The organism is Marinobacterium litorale DSM 23545, assembly GCF_000428985.1.
In the GTDB taxonomy this organism is placed as follows: Bacteria; Pseudomonadota; Gammaproteobacteria; order Pseudomonadales; family Balneatricaceae; genus Marinobacterium_D; species Marinobacterium_D litorale.
The window spans coordinates 75,382-94,280 of sequence record NZ_AUAZ01000020.1 but is presented as its reverse complement, the minus strand read 5'-3'; the positions used below and the strand labels follow the sequence as shown (position 1 = coordinate 94,280).

The window sequence follows — 18,899 nt, the reverse complement described above, 5'->3', positions numbered from 1 at the left end:
CCTAAATATTATCACTGGACACCACAGTCACTTATGTGGACTCCACCCGGTCAACAAAGAATACTGATAATTAGAAAATCATGCGGTCTTATGTACGAGCTCTCCAAGGGTAGGCTCAAAGATAGTTCCGCGGACAACCCGGTCATCTCTTGTTAACGAGTTATGGACTCTCGTGACTGTACTGACTCTGGTTGTTGACTGTTCATCTAATCGGTCGCATTCTTTGATTGATAGTACACTCAAGCCCGTATCGGCTGAGCTCGGTACTCAGTGCTATCCCGCAACATCGCATAGGCGGTTCTGACAGTTTTATTCGCCAGAGCCACAGCAGCACATTTTTTTCCACGCCGTTCCACCAAGGCTTTTAACCATTGCTCTTTGGCCGTTTTGGGCTCGCGCTTTACGACCTGGTGAATCACGGCCATAGCGCCGCTGATCAGGTGGCTTCTGACGAGAGAGTTTTTCACCTTCCTGCTAATCGCCCCCAGTTTCACTTGTCCGCCGGAAGAATACTGTACAGGTGTCAAACCGATACAGGCGGACGCATCCCGAGCAGACGTGAAAAGATTTTCATCGCCACAGGCCAAGGTCGTATAGAGATGAACCGCATTGATGCTCGAAACACTTTCCAGCGCCAGCAGCTTTTTGCAGTCAGGATTCGCCTCGATGGCTTCTGCCAGACTGGTATCATAGCGAGCAATGCGGTTGTGAACCGCCAGTAGGGCTTGCCAGGTTTCTGACAAGGCGTCCCTGAACGCCATGGAAAAACCGTTCTCTGCATCCTCCAGAGTTGTCTGAACGACGCCCGCCAACCCACCGCTTTTAGGTGAAACACGGATGTTGAATTCAAGCAACAACGCGGTTATTTGGTTGGTAAGGGCCACTTTCTGCCTCACCGCCAGTTCGCGCATCTTGCTGATCGACTGCAACTCTTGCTGCGAAAAGTTTTTCCCTTTGATGAACTGGATATCAGTAAGTTGACTGGCCTGCACAATGGCCAACGCATCGTTCTTGTCCGTCTTCTGATTTTGCCGGATACTGGCCACCAGTTTTGCCGAAATCAGTTGGGCGTCATGGCCACAGGCAGTGGCTTTTTGCTTCCAGTAGTTGGATGTACTACAGGCCTCAAACACCACCATCGCAGGACGCTGAGTGGAAAGCCAAGCAGCGAATGCACCCGGCATCATCTCCGTATTGGAGAGCATCTTACCGTGCTGGACAACACAGACCTGAATGACCTCTTTTGCCAGATCAACACCAATAGTGGTCGTGTGCATAACAGGACTCCTTTGAATGGTATGTGTGGTATCAATCATTCTACCTCACTCTGTCATTGGGGTGGGTGGAGTCCAATTATCTTGTTAGGTGAGCTCTTTATCGAAGCCAATCACTTAACTTTGTAGCCGTGTTGTCGTGGTAGTTATAAACTAACCATGATTCTCTGGTATCACCTTGCATTTTTCCCCAAACAATATGACGATAAATACCCAAATACTCTTGTTTTGCCCAAGATTGCTCATAACTTGTGGTTGCAGCAGGTAATAAAGCAACATTAGACATTGATAAACTTGCGTCACCGATACCTAACTCCCAAGGAACCCACTTGGAGTCTTTACTATTAGTTGTAACAAATACTACGAGTTTTCGACTTTCTTTGATCTGATTTTTTATTATTAGAGCTGTTTCGGGGTTGGGTGTTTCAGGCATTCTGTCATCACCTAAATCACAATAAACTGAAGCACCATGATTTTCTAGCAGCTTAATAACCCCTGGTAAATACTCTGCATCTTTTGATGAATGAGATAAGAATGTATCTTTATGACTTTTAGTCCTAGAGGCTTTCAATATAGCCTGAGAGTTCGACTGGAGGTTTGTGTTAAACCTTTTAAGGTCATTAAACGTTGTAAACTGAACCATGAAAAATACCTTAACCTATAGCTATTATTTTTGTTATATAAATTAGTACAACAATAGATATGTAAAATCCCCACACAGAAAAGGATTTCAATGACTGGATTTGCAAACTGGAAAGATTGCCTTTAGGCAACACTGAATACAAATCTTCTTGCGTCAACTTCTCTTCATGCAATTTTTTCACAAAATCATTGTATGATTGCCTAAAAGCTTTCTCTAAAGCTAAGTAATAAGCATCTAGCGCAAGAAAGACTACGGTTGGAAGAAACGCAATATAAGTGAAATCGGGTTTCCCTTTATCTGCAACTATCACTAATATCGCAGAAACTAGGGTAACACACCAAGCTTTGCAAGCTGAGCTATTAGCAGCCATCCTTTGGATGACATTTTGTATTATGCCCAAATGAGTCTGAATAGGCGCAGACTCAACTCCAATATTAAGATATTGGTTATTTTCTCGCTCTGTCATAAATGTAATCAACCTTATGATAAAAACTAAAACCTATGCGGGCTCACTTAACGCTTCAATCAGCTGTCGCGTCAGCGATCGGCTGGATTGAATTGTTAGCAGACTCTGATTCAAAATTTGAATTAATCACTATTTCTTCTATCAGCCTTTCAACACTTGAGTTCAAATCAAAAAGTAGTTTTTCCTGAAAGCCTGAATTAACGTCAGCCTCTGAAGCTAGTTGTTCGATATTCAAGTTTAAGTCTTTAAGCAGGTCTATCTGGCGCTCTTCCCACTCACTACTAGAATGATTAGCGCTATAAGCCAATCCCAATGCTACACACGATATTATTAGAGAAATAAAACCGATAGATATACTTATCCAGAGCGTTTTTCTTGCAAGCCTGAGTTGAATTTCAGCCTGACCAAGTTGGATAAGAGGAGCGTAGCACGCAGAAACTGTAGGTTTCCCTTTATTGAGGTTTATCTCTCGTGAATAAGATTGAATGTCACTTTCAATGTCCTTATTCGATAACCCGTATGGATAATTTTCTGCAATAGTAGGAGCTTCTCTCATAATCATCTTGCCTGCTAACATTTTTAATGCTGCGCATGCGCATATTTGCTCTCAGTCGAAGACTGGAAAAGCTGCTGTAAGCACCTGAAGAGAAGGGATAAATCGAGATACCACAGTCATTTTCTTCCGGTGAAAACGAGCACGCGCGTTTTGAAGCTTTGCCGTGCGGGTTATCCTGCAACGGCCAGTCCATAGTGTCCCGATACTGAACGATTTTCCCGCCTGTTACCAGTCACAAATGAGCATAGTCACGTGACAAAACAAGCACCCTAGGCACGTGGCTCTCAATACACTGTATGTAACTACAGAAACTTAAAGCAGTTCGTCCACAGGTATCGTGGTACTCGGAATGACTGGCCAATTCCCGCTAAGGTCTGCAATGTGCGCTACGCAGACTATTGCATCAATCCATCCAGATGGTCCGCCCAAACCTGCAACCATTCCCGACACTCGTCTTCATAGCGATGCAAATCATAGGTTCCCTCAATCCCTCCCCGAGCATGTCCAAGTACCGCCTCTGCAATTTCATTTGGGCAACGCAAGCGAGACAATCCCGTTCGCACGGTTCTCCTTAGATCATGAGGAGTCCAGGGTTCTATATCGAGCATCTTATTATCCCGCCGCATTCGCCATGCTTGTTCAGTTAACTGCTTTTGCTGAAGGGGCTTGCCGGTCTTCCTTGACGGGAAAAGCACATCGCCAGTCATCGTTCGCAGTTCGCGAAGAAAGCGTACTGCTTGATGAGGTAGTTGCACGTACCTTTCAACGCCCGTCTTCGACTCACGGATATGGAAGGTACCAGCCTCGAGATCTACGTTCTCCCATCTAGCTTCGCAAATTTCGCCGGTTCGACAGCCCGTCCACAACGCCATTCTGATAACGTTCTTCTGCGTATACGTGTAGGCTGAGCCTGGTAGCCATTTTAGAAGTTTAGCGACCTCAGTATCAGAGAGGACTCTGCTACCTTTTTTGGGGCTCAACCTCACCTTCGCCTGCCTGAGGCTATTTTTTGCAAGTAAAGCCGGGTTCGCGAAATCTTCCGGTAGACGCTCCAATCCCATGGCAAACTCATAGGCCGAGGAGAGTTCTCGAAGAACGTTTCCTGCCTGAACGTTGGCTCCTCTTCCGACAATATTCATCACCAAGTCAACGATATCTTTCCGCGTTACCTCAGCAGCCACCTTTTGCCCCAGTACCGGCACCGCATCACCTTCTAATGTGCGACGCACCTCTCGCTGGCCTTTTCTTTTACGGGCACCAGCAACTCGCTCTCCTCGCGTTGATACTCTGTCTTCGATGTATCCGGTGAGGTAGTCTTCGATCAGGTCCGCAACCTTATATTTTGGTTTCAACTCCCGCTTCTTACGCTGAGCCTCTGCAGCCGACGCAGCTCTCTCCATTTCTGCCTCATGAGCAGGGCAAAGTCCCTGAGCACGCATCTGTTTGAGCTCCAGGACCTTCGCCCTCGCGTCAGCTAAAGACAACGCAGGGAAATTGCCCAACTTAACCTGCCTAAGCTTACCCGTGACCGGACTTTTGTACCGGTAGAAGAAAGTTGTTGTACCGCCAGCCCCACAGGAAACACGCAGCCCTCTATAGTCACCTACATCACCCTTATCAGGCATGCCAGGCTTCATTTTTTCGACTGTCTTTGCGCTTAGCGGTTTGTTAGTCTGGCTCGCCATGAGAGCTAGATCTCCCGGGGGTTTAAGGTCATTAGTGTAGGTTTTTGAACAAGCCTGATTTTAGCATCAAAAAAACCTACACTAAAACCTACACTAGCATGCGGTATTCGATGGTTTTCGGTAGGATTCTCTGGGAACCGCTGGGACATAGAGATAAGATTAAAATCAGTGGTATCAATCACTTATAGGTTATAAATCTGTGAATTCAAAAGAAAAATCTCAGCAGCACACACCTATGATGCAGCAATACCTGCGCATCAAGGCGGAGCATCCGGACCAGTTGCTTTTCTACCGGATGGGTGACTTTTACGAGCTGTTCTATGACGATGCCAAACGCGCCGCCAAGCTGCTGGATATCTCTCTGACTGCACGGGGTAAATCAGCCGGTGAGCCGATCCCCATGGCGGGCATTCCCTATCACTCCGCCGAGGGCTATATAGCCAAGATCGTACGCGCCGGGGAGTCGGTGGTGATCTGCGAGCAGATCGGTGATCCTGCCACCAGCAAAGGGCCGGTAGAACGCCAGGTGGTCCGTATCGTAACGCCGGGGACACTGAGTGATGAAGCACTCCTCGATGAAACCCGGGATAACCTGCTGGCGGCGATAGATACCGATGAGGGGCGTTTCGGGATGGCACTGGTGGATATCAGTGCCGGGCGCTTCAGTTTGTTGGAAGTGGAGTCCGAGGATGGCTTGCTGGCCGAACTGGAACGTTTGCGCCCGGCGGAACTGCTCTATCCTGAGCACTCTGCGCTTTCCAGCCTCCTGGCAGGTCGCCGAGGTATACGCCCCCAGGCACCCTGGCACTTTGAACAGGACACCGCCGAACGCCTGCTGTGTCAGCAGTTTAATACCCAGGATCTGACCGGATTTGGCTGCGCACATTTAAAACTGGCGATTGGTGCAGCGGGCTGCCTCCTGCAATATGCCCGCGATACTCAGCGCAGTGCGCTACCGCATATCCGCCGGATTCAGATTGAGCAGCGCTCCGATGCGGTGCTGCTGGACGCATCCACCCGGCGCAATCTGGAGCTGGACCAGAACCTGTCCGGCGGGCAGGAAAACACCCTGGCTTCGGTGCTTGATAAAACCCGTACCCCCATGGGCGGGCGTATGCTGCGCCGCTGGCTGCACCGCCCTCTGCGCGACCGGGATACCCTGATTGCGCGCCAGCACGCTATTAACTGGCTGAGGGACGGATTCAAGTTTGAAGAGATAGCCCAGCCGCTCAAGCAGGTGGGCGATATGGAGCGTATTCTCTCCCGCGTAGCGTTGCGCTCGGCCCGTCCACGTGATCTGGAGCGGTTGAAACACGCCCTGTCATGTCTGCCTGAGCTGCAGCAGTTGCTTGCCGATACTGACGCACCGCTACTCCAGACGCTGGCCGTATCGATCAGCAGCTTTCCCGCACTCTCCGAGCTGCTGGAGCGCGCGGTGATTGAGTCACCGCCGATGTTAATCCGCGACGGCGGTGTCATCGCCGAAGGTTATGACGCCGAGCTGGACGAGTTGCGCGGCATCAGTGAGAACGCCGGTGCCTACTTGCTGGAACTGGAAAGCCGGGAGCGCAACCGCACCGGGATCTCGACTCTGAAGGTCGGCTATAACCGTGTGCACGGTTATTACATTGAGGTCAGCAAGGCCCAGGCGGTGGATATGCCCGCCGAGTATCAACGCCGCCAGACCCTGAAGAATGCCGAACGTTATATCACCCCGGAGCTGAAAACCTTTGAAGACAAGGCGTTAAGCGCCAAAGGCCGAGCACTGGCGCGGGAGAAGCAACTCTATGACGAGTTGCTGGAAACGCTGGCGGCGGAGCTTTTTTCGCTACAGGAATCGGCGACCGCCTTGGCAGAGCTGGATGTTCTGCAGAACCTGGCCGAACGCGCCGAAACTCTGGACTACCGGGCTCCGGTCTTGGTCGACCATCCCTGTATCGAGATAGAAGGGGGACGCCATCCGGTGGTGGAAGCGGTGATGGACTCGCCGTTTGTGGCCAACAATCTGCAGATGGACCCGCAGCGGCGTATGCTTGTGATTACCGGCCCCAACATGGGGGGTAAATCCACCTATATGCGCCAGGCGGCGCTGATTACCCTGATGGCCCATATCGGCAGCCATGTGCCCGCTACATCCTCCACTATCGGGATTGTGGATCGTATCTTTACCCGAATGGGCTCCTCCGATGACCTGGCCGGCGGTCGTTCAACCTTTATGGTCGAAATGACCGAAACCGCCAATATTCTCCACAATGCCAGTGAACGCAGCCTGGTATTGATGGATGAGGTCGGGCGCGGCACCAGCACCTTTGATGGTCTGTCACTGGCCTGGTCCTGTGCCGAATTTCTGGCCCGCGAGATCAAGGCGTTCACGCTGTTCGCCACCCACTACTTTGAACTGACCGCCCTGCCGGAGCAGTGTCAGGGCGTGGAGAACGTCCATCTGACCGCCGTCGAGCATAACGACCACATCGTATTTCTGCATGAGGTACAGCAGGGTCCAGCCAGTCAAAGCTATGGCCTGCAGGTCGCCAAACTGGCCGGTGTACCTGATCATGTGATTCGTGAAGCCCGGGAGAAACTGGTTCAGCTGGAGCAGGATGCACGGGCCGAGGAGTTTCGACCCGCGCCGACACGGTCAGCCGCCACGGAGCCGGGTCCGGTACAAAATGACCTGTTTATCGCGCCGGTCCCTTCAGAAGCGGAAAAACGTCTGGAAACTGTAGACCCGGATGAGCTGACCCCACGTGCAGCCCTGGATCTGATCTACGAACTGAAGAAGATGATGCGTTAAAAAAGCGGCACTTGCCGTGACGGTGACTATACTGCCAGAAACCGCCGCAACAGGGAGTTTCATAGATGACCTACGTTGTCACCGAGAACTGCATTCGCTGTAAATATACCGACTGCGTTGATGTCTGCCCGGTGGATTGTTTTTATGAGGGAGCGAACTTCCTTGTGATCCACCCGGATGAGTGTATCGACTGTGGCCTGTGCGAACCGGAGTGTCCGGCGGAGGCTATTCTGTCGGAGGATGACTTAAGTGACGATCAACAGTCCTATGTTGAGTTGAACGCCGAGCTCGCCGAGGTCTGGCCCAATATCAGCGAGCGTAAGGCCCCGCTGGAGGATGCCGAAGAGTGGAACGGTGTAGAAGACAAACTCAAGTATCTTGAGCGCTAACAGGGTACTTCGGACACAAAAACGGGGCCCATAGCCCCGTTTTCCGTGCGGTCTCGTGGTCAACTTACTGCAACAGATCTTCGCCGCTCAGACCGTTTTTCTCCACGATTTCGCGCAGTTTACGCAGCGCTTCCACCTGAATCTGGCGCACCCGTTCCCGGGTCAGACCGATCTCCTTGCCCACCTGCTCTAACGTGGACATCTCGTGGCCGCGCAGACCGAACCGGCGAGACAGTACATCCGAATGTTTCTCCGGCAGCATATCCAGCCATTTGTTCAGGTTACCGCTGATGTTGGTACTCTGCAGCAGCGATTCAGGATCGGATGAATCCTGATCGGCGATGGTATCCAGCAACGACTTATCGGTACCGCCTCCCACGGGTGTATCCACGGAGCTGATCCGCTCGTTGAGCCCCAGCATCCGCTCCACGTCTTCCACCGGTTTATCGACCAGATTAGCGATCTCCTCGGCGGACGGTTCGTGGTCCAGCTTCTGCGCCAGTTCCCGCGATGCACGCAGGTAAACGTTCAGCTCTTTGACCACATGAATCGGCAGACGAATAGTCCGGGTCTGGTTCATGATCGCCCTTTCGATGGTCTGCCGTATCCACCAGGTGGCGTAGGTGGAGAAGCGGAAACCCCGTTCCGGATCAAACTTCTCAACCGCCCTGATCAGGCCCAGGTTCCCCTCTTCGATCAGATCGAGCAGGGACAGGCCACGGTTGATATAACGTCGGGCAATCTTCACCACCAGGCGCAGGTTGCTCTCGATCATTCGTTTACGTGACGCCTCATCGCCTTTCAGCGCCCGGCGGGAGTAATAAACCTCCTCCTCCGCGGTGAGCAGTGGCGAGAAGCCAATTTCATTCAGATACAGCTGTGTCGCATCCAGCGTTTTGGCGTTCACCAGATCCTTGTGTGCCATGCTGCCGCGTCCGCGGCCGCTGTTGATAAACTCGGGAAGGTCCTCTTCCGTCTCCGTGTCGTCGTCATCGACCTTGTCTTCGGCCTCACCGGATTGATCCAGTTCCAGCTCTTCGTCGTCCAGGTCTCTGTCACGTCCTGTACCCATGGCGTTATATTCCTTCGCTCCTACGGTTTCCATCTGATGACCCCCATGCGTTTTACGCGATCTGCTTATTATTGTTTTTTGGGTAGATATCTCAGCGGATCTACGGGCTTACCATCTCGTCGGATCTCAAAATGCAGCATCGGACGGTTCGCACCGGTATTCCCGATCTCGGCAATCTTATCGCCTGCTTTCACACTATCATTTTCTTTCACAAAGATGCGACTGTTATGCGCATAAGCACTTAAATACTGTCTGTTATGGTTAACAATAACTAGATTACCGTAGCCCAAAAGTCCACTACCTGCATACACAACGCGCCCATCCGCCGCTGCGTAAACCGGATCACCTACATCACCTGCCAGATTAATGCCCTTATTGGGGTCAGACCCATTACTGAACCGACCGATCAAGCGTCCATTGGTGGGCCAGTGCCAGGTGACTGGCCCTTTTGGCGCGGGTTCTGGCGTGGCTACAGGTTTGGCAGCAGGCGCTTCAGTGCGCTGTTGCGTATTGGAACTTTGAGTGCGGGAAGCCGTTTGGGTTCCGGAAGATCGGCTGCTAGAGGGTGCTGAACCCGACAATCGCAGCTCCTGGCCCGGATAAATGATATAGCGTCCACCTATACCGTTGATCCGGGCCAGATGGCGAAAATCGAGACCATAACGCCAGGCAATGGAGTAAAGCGTGTCGCCCTGCTGAACGGTGTAGTTACCCGGTGTCGGGCCATCATAACGGGCCCCCATGGACTGGTCGGTAACCGGCGCGTAGCCACCGGAACAGGCGGCCAGAACACAGGCAGCGAGAAGGATCAGAGTCGTCTGCAGCTTACGCGCGTAGCTCTGCACCCTGCCTCCCTACCGATTACTGCGATCGAGCATCAGAACCAGAAGAATACCCACGGCCATCAGCGCCAACGAAATGCCCAGCATGGCCGGCTGGCCCGTCAGCTCGGTAAACGTATCCGGCAACAGGTTACGTTGCACCAGCGGTACGGCATCGCCATGGTGGTCAATGGTATAAGCCAGGGTATATTTCCAGGGCCAGACTTTGTTCAAGGAGCCCAGCAGGAATCCGCCAAGTAGTGCGAGTATCAAGCGGTGATGGTGATGGAAAGCCCAGCTCAATACCCGGGAGAACGCCATCAGCCCCAGCACACATCCTGCCAGGAAAAGGCCGATCAACGTCAGGTCAAACTCCTTCAGCGCCGTCAGTATCGGTGTGTACATACCCAGCAGCAGCAGAATAAAGCTGCCGGAGATTCCGGGCAGAATCATCGCGCATATCGCCAACATGCCCGACCCGAACACGGTATAGGGATTGACCTCCAGCGCCCCCGGAACCGTAGAGGTGATAAACCAGGCTGCCACGGCCCCCAAAAAGAAAACCAGGTTGCTACTGAAGTTCCATCCCTTCACATGACGGATCAAGCTCCAGACCGAGGCGACAATCAGCCCGAAAAAGAACGCCCAGAGCAGCACCGGGTAATGTTCGAGCATATAAAGCACACCCCGCGCCAGCGAGAACAGACTGACTAAAATGCCGCTGACCAACACCAACAGGAAGGTCGCGTTAACGTGCTGCCAGCACTGTTTGAACTGCAACTGCAGCAGTAGTTGCAGAGCCGTCAGATCAAAGCGTCGAAGACTTTCGATCAGCTCTTCATAGATGCCGGTTATAAACGCCAGGGTGCCGCCCGATACACCGGGTACCACATCGGCCGCGCCCATCAACATCCCTTTACCCGCCAACAGTAAACCGTCGCGGGGCGTTTTTACGCCTTTCAGCTCCTGATTCAACGCACCGTCCCCGCCAACATCGGCACAAAACGTACATTCTCAAGCGTTTCCCGCTCGAACTCCTCGTCGCCGGTGCGACGCACCCGCATCAATACCTGACTGTTACCGTCGCCCACCGGCAGTACCATAACACCGCCAACCTTCAGCTGTGTCAGCAACTCTTCCGGAACCTGTTCAGGCGCCGCCGTGATCATAATGCCATCAAAAGGCCCTTTATCCGGCCAGCCCATGCCACCATCGGTGTGACGAAACATCACATTGCGAAAACGCAGCTGCTGAATCCGTTTACGCGCTTTCTCCTGGAGCCCTCTAATCCGCTCCACGGAATACACCTGCCCCACCAGCTGAGCCAGTATCGCCGTCTGATAACCCGACCCCGTACCCACTTCCAGAACCGTCTCCAGAGGACCGTCCTCGAGCAGTAGCTCGGTCATTCGGGCCACGATATAGGGCTGGGAAATAGTCTGATTAAAACCGATCGGCAGTGATGAGTCTTCATAGGCGCGGTGGGACAGCGCTTCATCGATAAAAATATGGCGCGGCGTATCGCGCACAGTCACCAATACCTGTTCGTTACTGATACCCTGCTCCCGCAGCCGGCTGATCAAACGATCCCGGGTACGCCGGGAGGTCATGCCGATTCCCTGAAAAAGCACGTCGTTCAATTCAACTCCTCCAGCCAGAGTCCCAGGTTATCCATACCGGAGTAGTGCGTCATATCGATTTGCAGCGGCGTAATCGAGACATAGCCCTCGGCCACCGCAAAGAAGTCGGTACCGGGCTCGGAATCCGCCGCATCACCCGTACCGGCGATCCAGTAGCGGGTACGACCGCGCGGATCCTGGATTGGAATCGGTTTTTCACCCGCCAGACGATGACCCAACCGGGTCACGTGGATACCGCGAATCTCCTCCAATGGAAGATCCGGCACATTAACATTCAGCACCGTGCGCGGCGCAACCACCAGGGATTCCAGATTAGCCACCAGCTCACGCACGACCTCAGCCGCTGTCTCAAAATGGCGAGGATGAAAGCTGCACAGGGAAACCGCGATGGGCGGTAAGCGGCAGTTACGCCCCTCCATGGCCGCTGCGACTGTACCGGAATAGAGTACGTCATCGCCCAGATTGGCGCCCGCGTTAATACCGGAAACAACCAGATCAGGCTGCCGCTCGCCGGTAAACAGCCCGGACACACCCAGGTGGACGCAGTCAGTCGGGGTGCCATTAATGGCGATAAAGCCGGAATCGTGGGTAAAGGCTTCCAGCGGGCGATCCAGGGTGAGTGAGTTACTGGCGCCGCTGCGGTTTCTGTCCGGCGCTACCACACAAACCGACTGCGCATCTTGCTGCAGCGATTTTGCCAGCGCCGACAACCCCGGCGCATAGACGCCATCGTCGTTCGAAATCAATATATTCATTGGGTGAGTGCTCTCCAAGGAAAGGATGCTTCCATAACTCGGCCCCTTTCCCGGCCACGTGTTATCTCTTTCTCTGTTTTTAATCCGATTCAGCGCTGCGGCCGTCGGTCAGGCAAAGCTCGCGCAAAACGCTGGTCGCAAACGCACCGGCGGGCAGATCAAAGGCCACCAGCCACTGCCCCTCACCCTCCTGCTCTATCCTAAGGTTGCCCGGTATCAAGCGCAACGCCCGCCGTTCCTGCTTTAATCCCAGCTCAGCCAGGCGCGTACAGGGGTCGGAATAGGCTTGCAGAGTCTGCTCTTCAAAAGCGCGGGCGGAGCCTTCGGTCATCAGCTCACCTTCGCCCCACAGCGGCCCTGTCAGGTTCAGCTCTCCATTTGCGAGCCGGGGAGCCACATCCGGGTCACCATCATAGCGGAAACAGCTCTGGCGACCATTGATCATCAACACATCGCCGTCTAAAAGGGTATCCCAAAGCCCTTCCCGGATACGCGCCGAAAGCAGCTCGTTAAACAGCCAGGAGCGTACAGCGGATATGTACAGTCCCTTTTTGTGCCGCTGCCGCTCTTTAAGCCGGCCTTCGATCAGCGCCAGGCCTTTATCGATATTGCCGAAACCATGACCGAAGCGCTGCTCACCAAAATAGTTGGGTACGCCGGCACGGATCGTTTCAGCGCGCGCGGCAAACGCCTGATCATCGCTGACATTGCGCAACCGTAGTTCGAAACGATTACCCTGCAGCGAGCCCAAACGAAGCTTGCGGCCATGGCGTTCGGCACGGAGAACCTCAATGGTATCCCCACCAAACAGATTCCAGTTCAGTGTGGCCCGACTTCCGGGCATATGGACGCTGAACCACTGTTCAGTCACTGCATGGCGATCCTTCTTGCCGGCATAGGTCACGGCGCGCGGACTGAGCTGGCAGAAGTGAGCCAGCTGGCGGGCAACCCAGTCGGTGTTCTCACCCCGTTTACGGATGTAGAGAAACTGGTGTTCGCCCTCTCCATCGGGCTCGAATCCCAACTGTTCCACAACCCGAAAATCTTCGGGAGTGGATCTCATGGAGGCCGTTACAGACGGTTCTCCGTACAACCAGACCGGGGTGTTATAACTGCTCAATCTCGACGTCGCTCCTGTTGCGGCTCTACCAGCTGGAAGAAGGTTTCTCCCTCCTTCACCATGCCCATCTCACTGCGTGCCCGCTCCTCAAGCGCGGCCAGTCCTTTTTTCAGGTTGCGGACTTCCGCCTCAAGGCGCTTATTGCGCTCGACCAGTTGCGCATTCTCCACCTGCTGCTCCTCGATCATCTGCTCAAGGCGCCAGACTTCACGCAGGTTCGCTTCTCCGAACCAGAGCCGATACTGCAAGCCGATTAGCATGATCAGCAGCGTTGCCAACAACCAGCGATACACAAATAACCCTCTCGGTTAGGCGATCTGTCTGCGGCGCATAAAAAAGGGGCCTGAAGCCCCTTTTTTAAGTCAGCAAGCTCAGGCCTGACCTTTAATCTCTTTCAGACCGTTATAGACTGCCTTGTTACCCAGCTCTTCTGCAATGCGCAGCAGGCGGTTGTACTTGGCAACGCGATCGGAACGGCACAGGGAGCCGGTCTTGATCTGCCCTGCGGCAGTACCGACAGCCAAGTCTGCGATGGTAGTGTCTTCAGTCTCGCCGGAGCGGTGGGAGATAACGGCGGTGTAACCGGCATCCTTGGCCATCTTGATCGCATCCAGCGTCTCGCTCAAAGAGCCAATCTGGTTGAACTTGATCAGGATAGAGTTGGCGATGCTCTTGTCGATGCCTTCTTTCAGGATCTTGGTGTTGGTCACGAACAGGTCATCACCCACCAGCTGAACCTTGTCACCGATCTTCTGCGTCAGCGCAGCCCAGCCATCCCAGTCCGACTCATCCATGCCATCTTCGATGGAGACAATCGGGTAATTACGGGTCAGTTCGGCCAGGTAGTCGGCAAAGCCGTTGGCGTCGAAGACCTTACCTTCACCGGCCAGATCGTACTTGCCATCCTTATAGAACTCGGATGATGCGCAGTCCAGTGCCAGGGTCACATCTTTACCCAGCTCATATCCCGCCGCCGCAATCGCTTCTTTGATAACAACCAGCGCTTCTTCGTTAGAACCCAGGTTCGGCGCGAAGCCGCCCTCGTCACCTACCGCTGTATTCAGGCCTTTGCTCTGCAGTACTTTTTTCAGCGCATGGAAGATCTCTGCACCGCAACGCAATGCATCGGAGAAGTTTGTGAAGCCCACCGGCTGCACCATGAACTCCTGGATATCCACGTTGTTGTCAGCGTGCTCGCCACCATTAAGGATATTCATCATCGGTACCGGCATAGAGAAGGTACCGGCGGTGCCGTTCAGCTCCGCGATGTGGGCGTACAGCGGGATTCCCTTTTCCGTTGCTGCCGCTTTGGCCGCAGCCAGGGATACAGCCAGAATCGCATTGGCGCCCAGGTTGGCCTTGTTGTCAGTGCCATCCAGCTCCAGCATCTTGTTATCCAGCGCACGCTGATCTGTAGCGTCCATGCCCACCAGTGCGGCACGGATAGTGTCGTTTACAGCGGCCACTGCCTTCTGTACGCCCTTGCCCAGGTAACGGGACTTGTCGCCATCGCGCAGTTCCAGTGCTTCGCGGGAACCGGTGGATGCGCCGGATGGCGCACACGCGCTGCCAACAACACCGGATGCCAGAATCACGTCGGCTTCTACGGTGGGGTTACCACGTGAATCGAGAACTTCACGCGCTTTGATATCAGCGATCTGAGCCATTATCTGCTTCTCCAGTAATCTAACTTATTCAGCTGCCTGCTGCGCCTGGCGTTCAAGCGCTGCCTTGATAAACCCGGTGAACAGCCCGTGGCCGTCACGCGGGGTCGAGGTGAATTCCGGGTGGAACTGACAGGCCACGAACCAGGGATGGTCCGGTACTTCCACAACCTCGACCAGCTCACCATCTTCGGACCGGCCGGAGATGATCAGCCCCGCCTCTTCGAGCTGGCGGGTGTAATTGTTATTGAATTCGTAACGATGACGGTGACGCTCGCGAATGTCGATTCGACCATAGGCGTCCGCCACGCGGGAACCAGGCTTGAGGTGACAGGTCTGGGCGCCCAGACGCATGGTACCGCCCAGGTCGGACTCCTCGGTGCGCTGCTCTTTCTCGCCACTGGCATCGATCCACTCGGTGATCAGGCCGATAACCGGATGTTCAATGCTTTTCTCAAATTCAGTGGAGTTGGCATTGGCCAGTCCCGCCACGTTCCGGGCAAACTCGATCACTGCCACCTGCATCCCCAGGCAGATCCCCAGATAGGGAACCTTGTTTTCGCGGGCATAGCGCACGGCACTGATTTTACCCTCGACACCACGTTCACCGAAGCCGCCCGGCACCAGAACGGCACTGACATCCTTCAGTATTTCAGCGCCTTCACGCTCGATCCGCTCGGAGTCGATATACTCGATTTTAACTTTCTTACGCAGGGTGATACCGGCGTGGGAGACCGCTTCAATCAGAGACTTGTAGGCATCCAACAGCTCCATGTACTTACCGACCATGGCGATGCGTACTTCACCGTCCGGATGCAGGAAGGCATCCGCCACCCGATCCCACTCGCGCAGATCAGCCTGCCGGCAGCCTGCCAGATTGAAACGATCGATCACGATATCATCCAGCCCCTGCTCGCTGAGCATGCGCGGGATGTTGTAGATGGTGTCCGCATCCGGCAGAGAAACCACCGCACGCTCCTCCACGTTGGTAAACATAGAAAGCTTGCGCCGGGAGGATTCCGGAATCGGCTGCTCGGAGCGACAGATCAGGATGTCGGGCTGAATACCGATTGAGCGCAGCTCTTTCACCGAGTGCTGAGACGGCTTGGTCTTGGTCTCGCCCGCGGTGGCGATGTAGGGCACCAGTGTCAGGTGCATAAACAGCGCACGGCTTGAACCCAGCTCCACTTTGAGCTGCCGCACCGCTTCCAGAAACGGCAGGGATTCGATATCACCGACGGTTCCGCCGATCTCGACCAGAGCAATATCGGCATCGCCGGCCCCTTCGATCACGCGACGCTTGATCTCATCGGTGATGTGCGGGATCACCTGCACCGTGCCACCCAGATAGTCACCTCGGCGCTCTTTGCGCAGCACATGCTGGTAGATTCGGCCTGTCGTGAAGTTGTTGCGCTTGGTCATCGTGGTGCGGATGAAGCGCTCGTAGTGCCCCAGGTCCAGGTCAGTCTCCGCACCATCTTCGGTTACGAACACTTCCCCGTGCTGGAACGGGCTCATCGTACCCGGATCCACGTTGATATACGGGTCCAGCTTGAGCATTGTGACTTTGAGGCCACGCGCCTCGAGAATAGCCGCCAGAGAAGCAGATGCGATGCCTTTGCCCAAAGAGGACACAACACCGCCGGTGACGAAAATATAACGCGTCATGCGGAACCTGTCAGATCGAAAGTTAGGAGGGAAAACGTACTCAAGATGGGGCTACAGTCTATCAAAGCCGCCTCCTTCAGACAAACCAAAAGGACGCCAAATCGGTTGCAGACCGGGGCTTGTGGCGGCACCTTCACAAACGCAGATACCGGGCACTGCGATTATCTCGTCGTTTCGGCACAGCAACGGCCAACTGTTGCGCTGCCAGGGTGGAACCCCGGCCTCCTGAAACAGCTGCTTGAGGCTGACGGAGCCGCCTCGCCCGAGAGGACGGAGTCGATCGCCATCCCGACGATACCGCAGCTCGACAGCCTCATCGGAACCGATACCCGCTTTCTGTGTCGGTATCATCGCCAACACGCCCTGCTTCAGTTTCCAGCTCGCCTCTTCGACGTTCAAAGTGAAAGGATCGCTGACGCGCTCATTTAGCGGCGTAATATATAAACGCTGGCGATAGCGACGCAGGATAAAGGGTCCGACTTTTAAAGTGGGCATCCGATCGGCACCGGCCCGCAATAAGTCCTGATTAAGACTTTCCAGCTCACGTGCCGACAGTCGGTGGTCACAGCAGGTATAGACCCAGTAACGCAGCAGATTGTTCAGCCGCGCCTGGCTGAGGCGCCCTACCTGCTCGAGATCCAACCAGTCCGCCCCATGCCCCAGGCGCTTCAGGTCATCAGCCGCATACTCCTCAAGCAGCACAGCCGTGTCCGAGAGTTGAGCCGCGGTCTTGGCCAGTCGGCTGGCTGCGTTGGGCCAACGTTCGCAGAGCGGTGTCAGAATGCGGTGGCGCAGCCAGTTTCTCTCATAGTCTTCGCGCTGGTTACTCGGATCCTCCACCCACACCAACCCCTGCTGCTGTGCCCACTGCTCCAGCAGGCTGCGGGGCTGATCCAACAGCGGCCGATAGAGCTCCCCCGCGCCCAGTGAGCGCCGTACCGGCATGGCGGAAAGCCCCACGACACCAGAGCCGCGCAGAAGCCGGAACAGCAGCGTCTCAGCCTGATCATCTGCATGGTGAGCCATCAGCAAACAATCGTTGACTTCAATCAACGACTCGAACGCCGCATAGCGGGCATCGCGGGCGGATGCTTCCGAGGCGTTATCCGGCTTAACTGAAACAACCTGACAAGCCACACCCAACGCATCACAGACAGTACGGCAATGTGTCGCCCATTGGTGAGAAGAGGGTTGCAGACCGTGATCAACATGAATAACCCGCAGGCTCTGAGGCGGCACCGCTTGTGCACATAGATGCAGCAGTACCGTGGAATCAAGACCGCCGCTGAATGCGATTACCCAGCGGCGGCTAGTGAACGCTGAAGCCCGCAGCCGCTCGTTGAAGAGCGTCTGCAGCTTCTGATCAGGCATGGCGTTTAGTCATCAAAGCGACCATAGGACATCAAACGCTGGTAGCGACGATCAAGCAGCTCCTCCATTTCCATGCCGCCCAGGCGATCCAGGGTTTCCAGCAGCGCCTGCTTAAGGTTGGCCGCCATCAGCACCGGATCACGGTGGGCGCCACCCAGTGGTTCATTGATCACCTGATCAACCAGGCCCAGCTCATGCAGACGACTGGAGGTAATACCCATCGCCTTGGCTGCATCAGCGGCACGCTCCGCACTCTTCCACAGGATAGAGGCACAGCCCTCCGGAGAAATGACCGAGTAGGTGCTGTATTGCAGCATCAGCAACTCATCACACACACCGATAGCCAGCGCACCACCTGACCCCCCTTCACCAATCACGGTGGAGATAATCGGGGTATTGAGGTGAGACATCTTAGCCAGGTTATAGGCGATCGCTTCTGACTGACCGCGCTCCTCTGCATCAATACCGGGATAGGCACCGGGCGTGTCGATAAAGGTGAAGATCGGCATCTTGAAGCGCTCTGCCATCTCCATCAGTCTCAGTGCTTTGCGATACCCTTCTGGCCGGGGCATACCGAAGTTGCGATAGCCTCGCTCCTTCACATCACGACCTTTCTGCTGGCCAATCACCATCACCGGTTTGCCTTCGAGGCGGGCAAGCCCACCGACCAGAGCTTTGTCATCCGAGAAATGGCGGTCGCCGTGGATCTCCTCGAACTCATCGAAAATGACGTCGATGTAGTCCAGCGTGTACGGGCGCTTCGGGTGGCGAGCCACCTGAGAGATCTGCCAGGCCGTAAGATCCGAGAAGATGTTTTGAGTCAGGTTCCGGCTTTTTTCCTGTAACCGGTCGATCTCATCGCCCAGATTCAGATCGGCGTTATCGTCGGCCACAAGGCGTAACTCGTTGATTTTGGCTTCCAGCTCGGCGATCGGCTGTTCAAAATCCAGATAGTTCGGATTCATGCGCGTCTGCTTCTGC

The 18,899-nt window shown here is 54.5% G+C and carries 18 protein-coding genes; 2 read left to right on the top strand and 16 right to left on the bottom strand.

The features are described from left to right. Positions 1 to 239 precede the first annotated feature (239 nt). The 5 genes from G403_RS0114820 to G403_RS0114805 form a co-directional block, all read right to left on the bottom strand. A complete protein-coding gene (locus tag G403_RS0114820; protein ID WP_027854677.1) occupies positions 240 to 1,277 on the bottom strand; it encodes an IS110 family RNA-guided transposase in 1,038 nt (345 codons plus the stop codon). A gap of 97 nt (positions 1,278 to 1,374) precedes the next feature. Continuing rightward, positions 1,375 to 1,917 carry a toll/interleukin-1 receptor domain-containing protein gene (locus G403_RS25005; RefSeq protein ID WP_084404056.1) on the bottom strand — a complete coding sequence of 181 codons (543 nt, stop codon included), beginning with the start codon at positions 1,915 to 1,917 and terminating at the stop codon, positions 1,375 to 1,377. A gap of 10 nt (positions 1,918 to 1,927) precedes the next feature. After that, positions 1,928 to 2,383: a hypothetical protein gene (locus tag G403_RS0114815; protein WP_027854676.1), complete on the bottom strand. Its 456-nt coding sequence runs from the start codon at positions 2,381 to 2,383 to the stop codon at positions 1,928 to 1,930. Positions 2,384 to 2,438: 55 nt separating this feature from the next. Further along, positions 2,439 to 2,960 carry a hypothetical protein gene (locus G403_RS0114810; protein ID WP_027854675.1) on the bottom strand — a complete coding sequence of 174 codons (522 nt, stop codon included), beginning with the start codon at positions 2,958 to 2,960 and terminating at the stop codon, positions 2,439 to 2,441. A 374-nt stretch (positions 2,961 to 3,334) separates the two neighbouring features. Continuing rightward, complete coding sequence (locus G403_RS0114805) at positions 3,335 to 4,624, bottom strand: tyrosine-type recombinase/integrase (protein WP_027854674.1); 1,290 nt, start codon at positions 4,622 to 4,624, stop codon at positions 3,335 to 3,337. Positions 4,625 to 4,859: 235 nt separating this feature from the next. Here G403_RS0114805 and mutS point away from each other — a divergent pair, with 235 nt between their 5' ends. Further along, positions 4,860 to 7,418 carry a DNA mismatch repair protein MutS gene (gene mutS / locus G403_RS0114800; protein ID WP_051299092.1) on the top strand — a complete coding sequence of 853 codons (2,559 nt, stop codon included), beginning with the start codon at positions 4,860 to 4,862 and terminating at the stop codon, positions 7,416 to 7,418. A 65-nt stretch (positions 7,419 to 7,483) separates the two neighbouring features. Then, on the top strand, positions 7,484 to 7,807 hold the full coding sequence (gene fdxA / locus G403_RS0114795; protein ID WP_027854672.1) for a ferredoxin FdxA: 324 nt from the start codon (positions 7,484 to 7,486) through the stop codon (positions 7,805 to 7,807). A 64-nt stretch (positions 7,808 to 7,871) separates the two neighbouring features. Here fdxA and rpoS read toward each other — a convergent pair whose 3' ends face one another. The 11 genes from rpoS to accA all read right to left on the bottom strand — a co-directional run bounded on the left by rpoS (position 7,872) and on the right by accA (position 18,883). Beyond that, complete coding sequence (gene rpoS / locus G403_RS0114790) at positions 7,872 to 8,912, bottom strand: RNA polymerase sigma factor RpoS (protein WP_245578344.1); 1,041 nt, start codon at positions 8,910 to 8,912, stop codon at positions 7,872 to 7,874. 35 nt (positions 8,913 to 8,947) lie between these two features. Further along, a complete protein-coding gene (locus tag G403_RS0114785; protein WP_051299089.1) occupies positions 8,948 to 9,724 on the bottom strand; it encodes a peptidoglycan DD-metalloendopeptidase family protein in 777 nt (258 codons plus the stop codon). Positions 9,725 to 9,733: 9 nt separating this feature from the next. Then, positions 9,734 to 10,675 (bottom strand): DUF368 domain-containing protein, encoded by a 942-nt coding sequence (locus G403_RS0114780; RefSeq protein ID WP_245578340.1) that lies wholly within the window; start codon positions 10,673 to 10,675, stop codon positions 9,734 to 9,736. Beyond that, positions 10,672 to 11,340: a protein-L-isoaspartate(D-aspartate) O-methyltransferase gene (locus tag G403_RS0114775; RefSeq protein WP_027854668.1), complete on the bottom strand. Its 669-nt coding sequence runs from the start codon at positions 11,338 to 11,340 to the stop codon at positions 10,672 to 10,674. The genes G403_RS0114780 and G403_RS0114775 overlap by 4 nt, the downstream gene beginning before the upstream one ends. Continuing rightward, complete coding sequence (gene surE / locus G403_RS0114770; RefSeq protein ID WP_027854667.1) at positions 11,337 to 12,095, bottom strand: 5'/3'-nucleotidase SurE; 759 nt, start codon at positions 12,093 to 12,095, stop codon at positions 11,337 to 11,339. The genes G403_RS0114775 and surE overlap by 4 nt, the downstream gene beginning before the upstream one ends. Positions 12,096 to 12,174: 79 nt before the next feature. Beyond that, on the bottom strand, positions 12,175 to 13,215 hold the full coding sequence (gene truD / locus G403_RS0114765; protein ID WP_027854666.1) for a tRNA pseudouridine(13) synthase TruD: 1,041 nt from the start codon (positions 13,213 to 13,215) through the stop codon (positions 12,175 to 12,177). Then, positions 13,212 to 13,508, bottom strand: coding sequence for a cell division protein FtsB (ftsB, locus tag G403_RS0114760; protein ID WP_027854665.1), 297 nt, complete (start codon positions 13,506 to 13,508; stop codon positions 13,212 to 13,214). Before ftsB ends, truD begins: the two co-directional genes overlap by 4 nt. A 78-nt stretch (positions 13,509 to 13,586) precedes the next feature. Continuing rightward, positions 13,587 to 14,882 carry a phosphopyruvate hydratase gene (gene eno / locus G403_RS0114755; RefSeq protein WP_027854664.1) on the bottom strand — a complete coding sequence of 432 codons (1,296 nt, stop codon included), beginning with the start codon at positions 14,880 to 14,882 and terminating at the stop codon, positions 13,587 to 13,589. Positions 14,883 to 14,906: 24 nt separating this feature from the next. Continuing rightward, positions 14,907 to 16,547 (bottom strand): CTP synthase, encoded by a 1,641-nt coding sequence (locus tag G403_RS0114750; RefSeq protein WP_027854663.1) that lies wholly within the window; start codon positions 16,545 to 16,547, stop codon positions 14,907 to 14,909. Between the two features lie 51 nt (positions 16,548 to 16,598). Further along, positions 16,599 to 17,918 carry a tRNA lysidine(34) synthetase TilS gene (tilS, locus tag G403_RS23505; RefSeq protein ID WP_051299087.1) on the bottom strand — a complete coding sequence of 440 codons (1,320 nt, stop codon included), beginning with the start codon at positions 17,916 to 17,918 and terminating at the stop codon, positions 16,599 to 16,601. A 5-nt stretch (positions 17,919 to 17,923) separates the two neighbouring features. Then, positions 17,924 to 18,883, bottom strand: coding sequence for an acetyl-CoA carboxylase carboxyl transferase subunit alpha (gene accA / locus G403_RS0114740; RefSeq protein WP_027854662.1), 960 nt, complete (start codon positions 18,881 to 18,883; stop codon positions 17,924 to 17,926). Positions 18,884 to 18,899 lie beyond the last annotated feature (16 nt).

Coding starts and splice junctions, on each gene's coding strand:
- G403_RS0114820 (WP_027854677.1), bottom strand. CDS start 1,277: ATGCACACGACCACTATTGGTGTTGATCTGGCAAAAGAGGTCATTCAG.
- G403_RS25005 (WP_084404056.1), bottom strand. CDS start 1,917: ATGGTTCAGTTTACAACGTTTAATGACCTTAAAAGGTTTAACACAAAC.
- G403_RS0114815 (WP_027854676.1), bottom strand. CDS start 2,383: ATGACAGAGCGAGAAAATAACCAATATCTTAATATTGGAGTTGAGTCT.
- G403_RS0114810 (WP_027854675.1), bottom strand. CDS start 2,960: ATGTTAGCAGGCAAGATGATTATGAGAGAAGCTCCTACTATTGCAGAA.
- G403_RS0114805 (WP_027854674.1), bottom strand. CDS start 4,624: ATGGCGAGCCAGACTAACAAACCGCTAAGCGCAAAGACAGTCGAAAAA.
- mutS (WP_051299092.1), top strand. CDS start 4,860: ATGATGCAGCAATACCTGCGCATCAAGGCGGAGCATCCGGACCAGTTG.
- fdxA (WP_027854672.1), top strand. CDS start 7,484: ATGACCTACGTTGTCACCGAGAACTGCATTCGCTGTAAATATACCGAC.
- rpoS (WP_245578344.1), bottom strand. CDS start 8,912: ATGGAAACCGTAGGAGCGAAGGAATATAACGCCATGGGTACAGGACGT.
- surE (WP_027854667.1), bottom strand. CDS start 12,095: ATGAATATATTGATTTCGAACGACGATGGCGTCTATGCGCCGGGGTTG.
- eno (WP_027854664.1), bottom strand. CDS start 14,882: ATGGCTCAGATCGCTGATATCAAAGCGCGTGAAGTTCTCGATTCACGT.
- G403_RS0114750 (WP_027854663.1), bottom strand. CDS start 16,547: ATGACGCGTTATATTTTCGTCACCGGCGGTGTTGTGTCCTCTTTGGGC.
- tilS (WP_051299087.1), bottom strand. CDS start 17,918: ATGCCTGATCAGAAGCTGCAGACGCTCTTCAACGAGCGGCTGCGGGCT.
- accA (WP_027854662.1), bottom strand. CDS start 18,883: ATGAATCCGAACTATCTGGATTTTGAACAGCCGATCGCCGAGCTGGAA.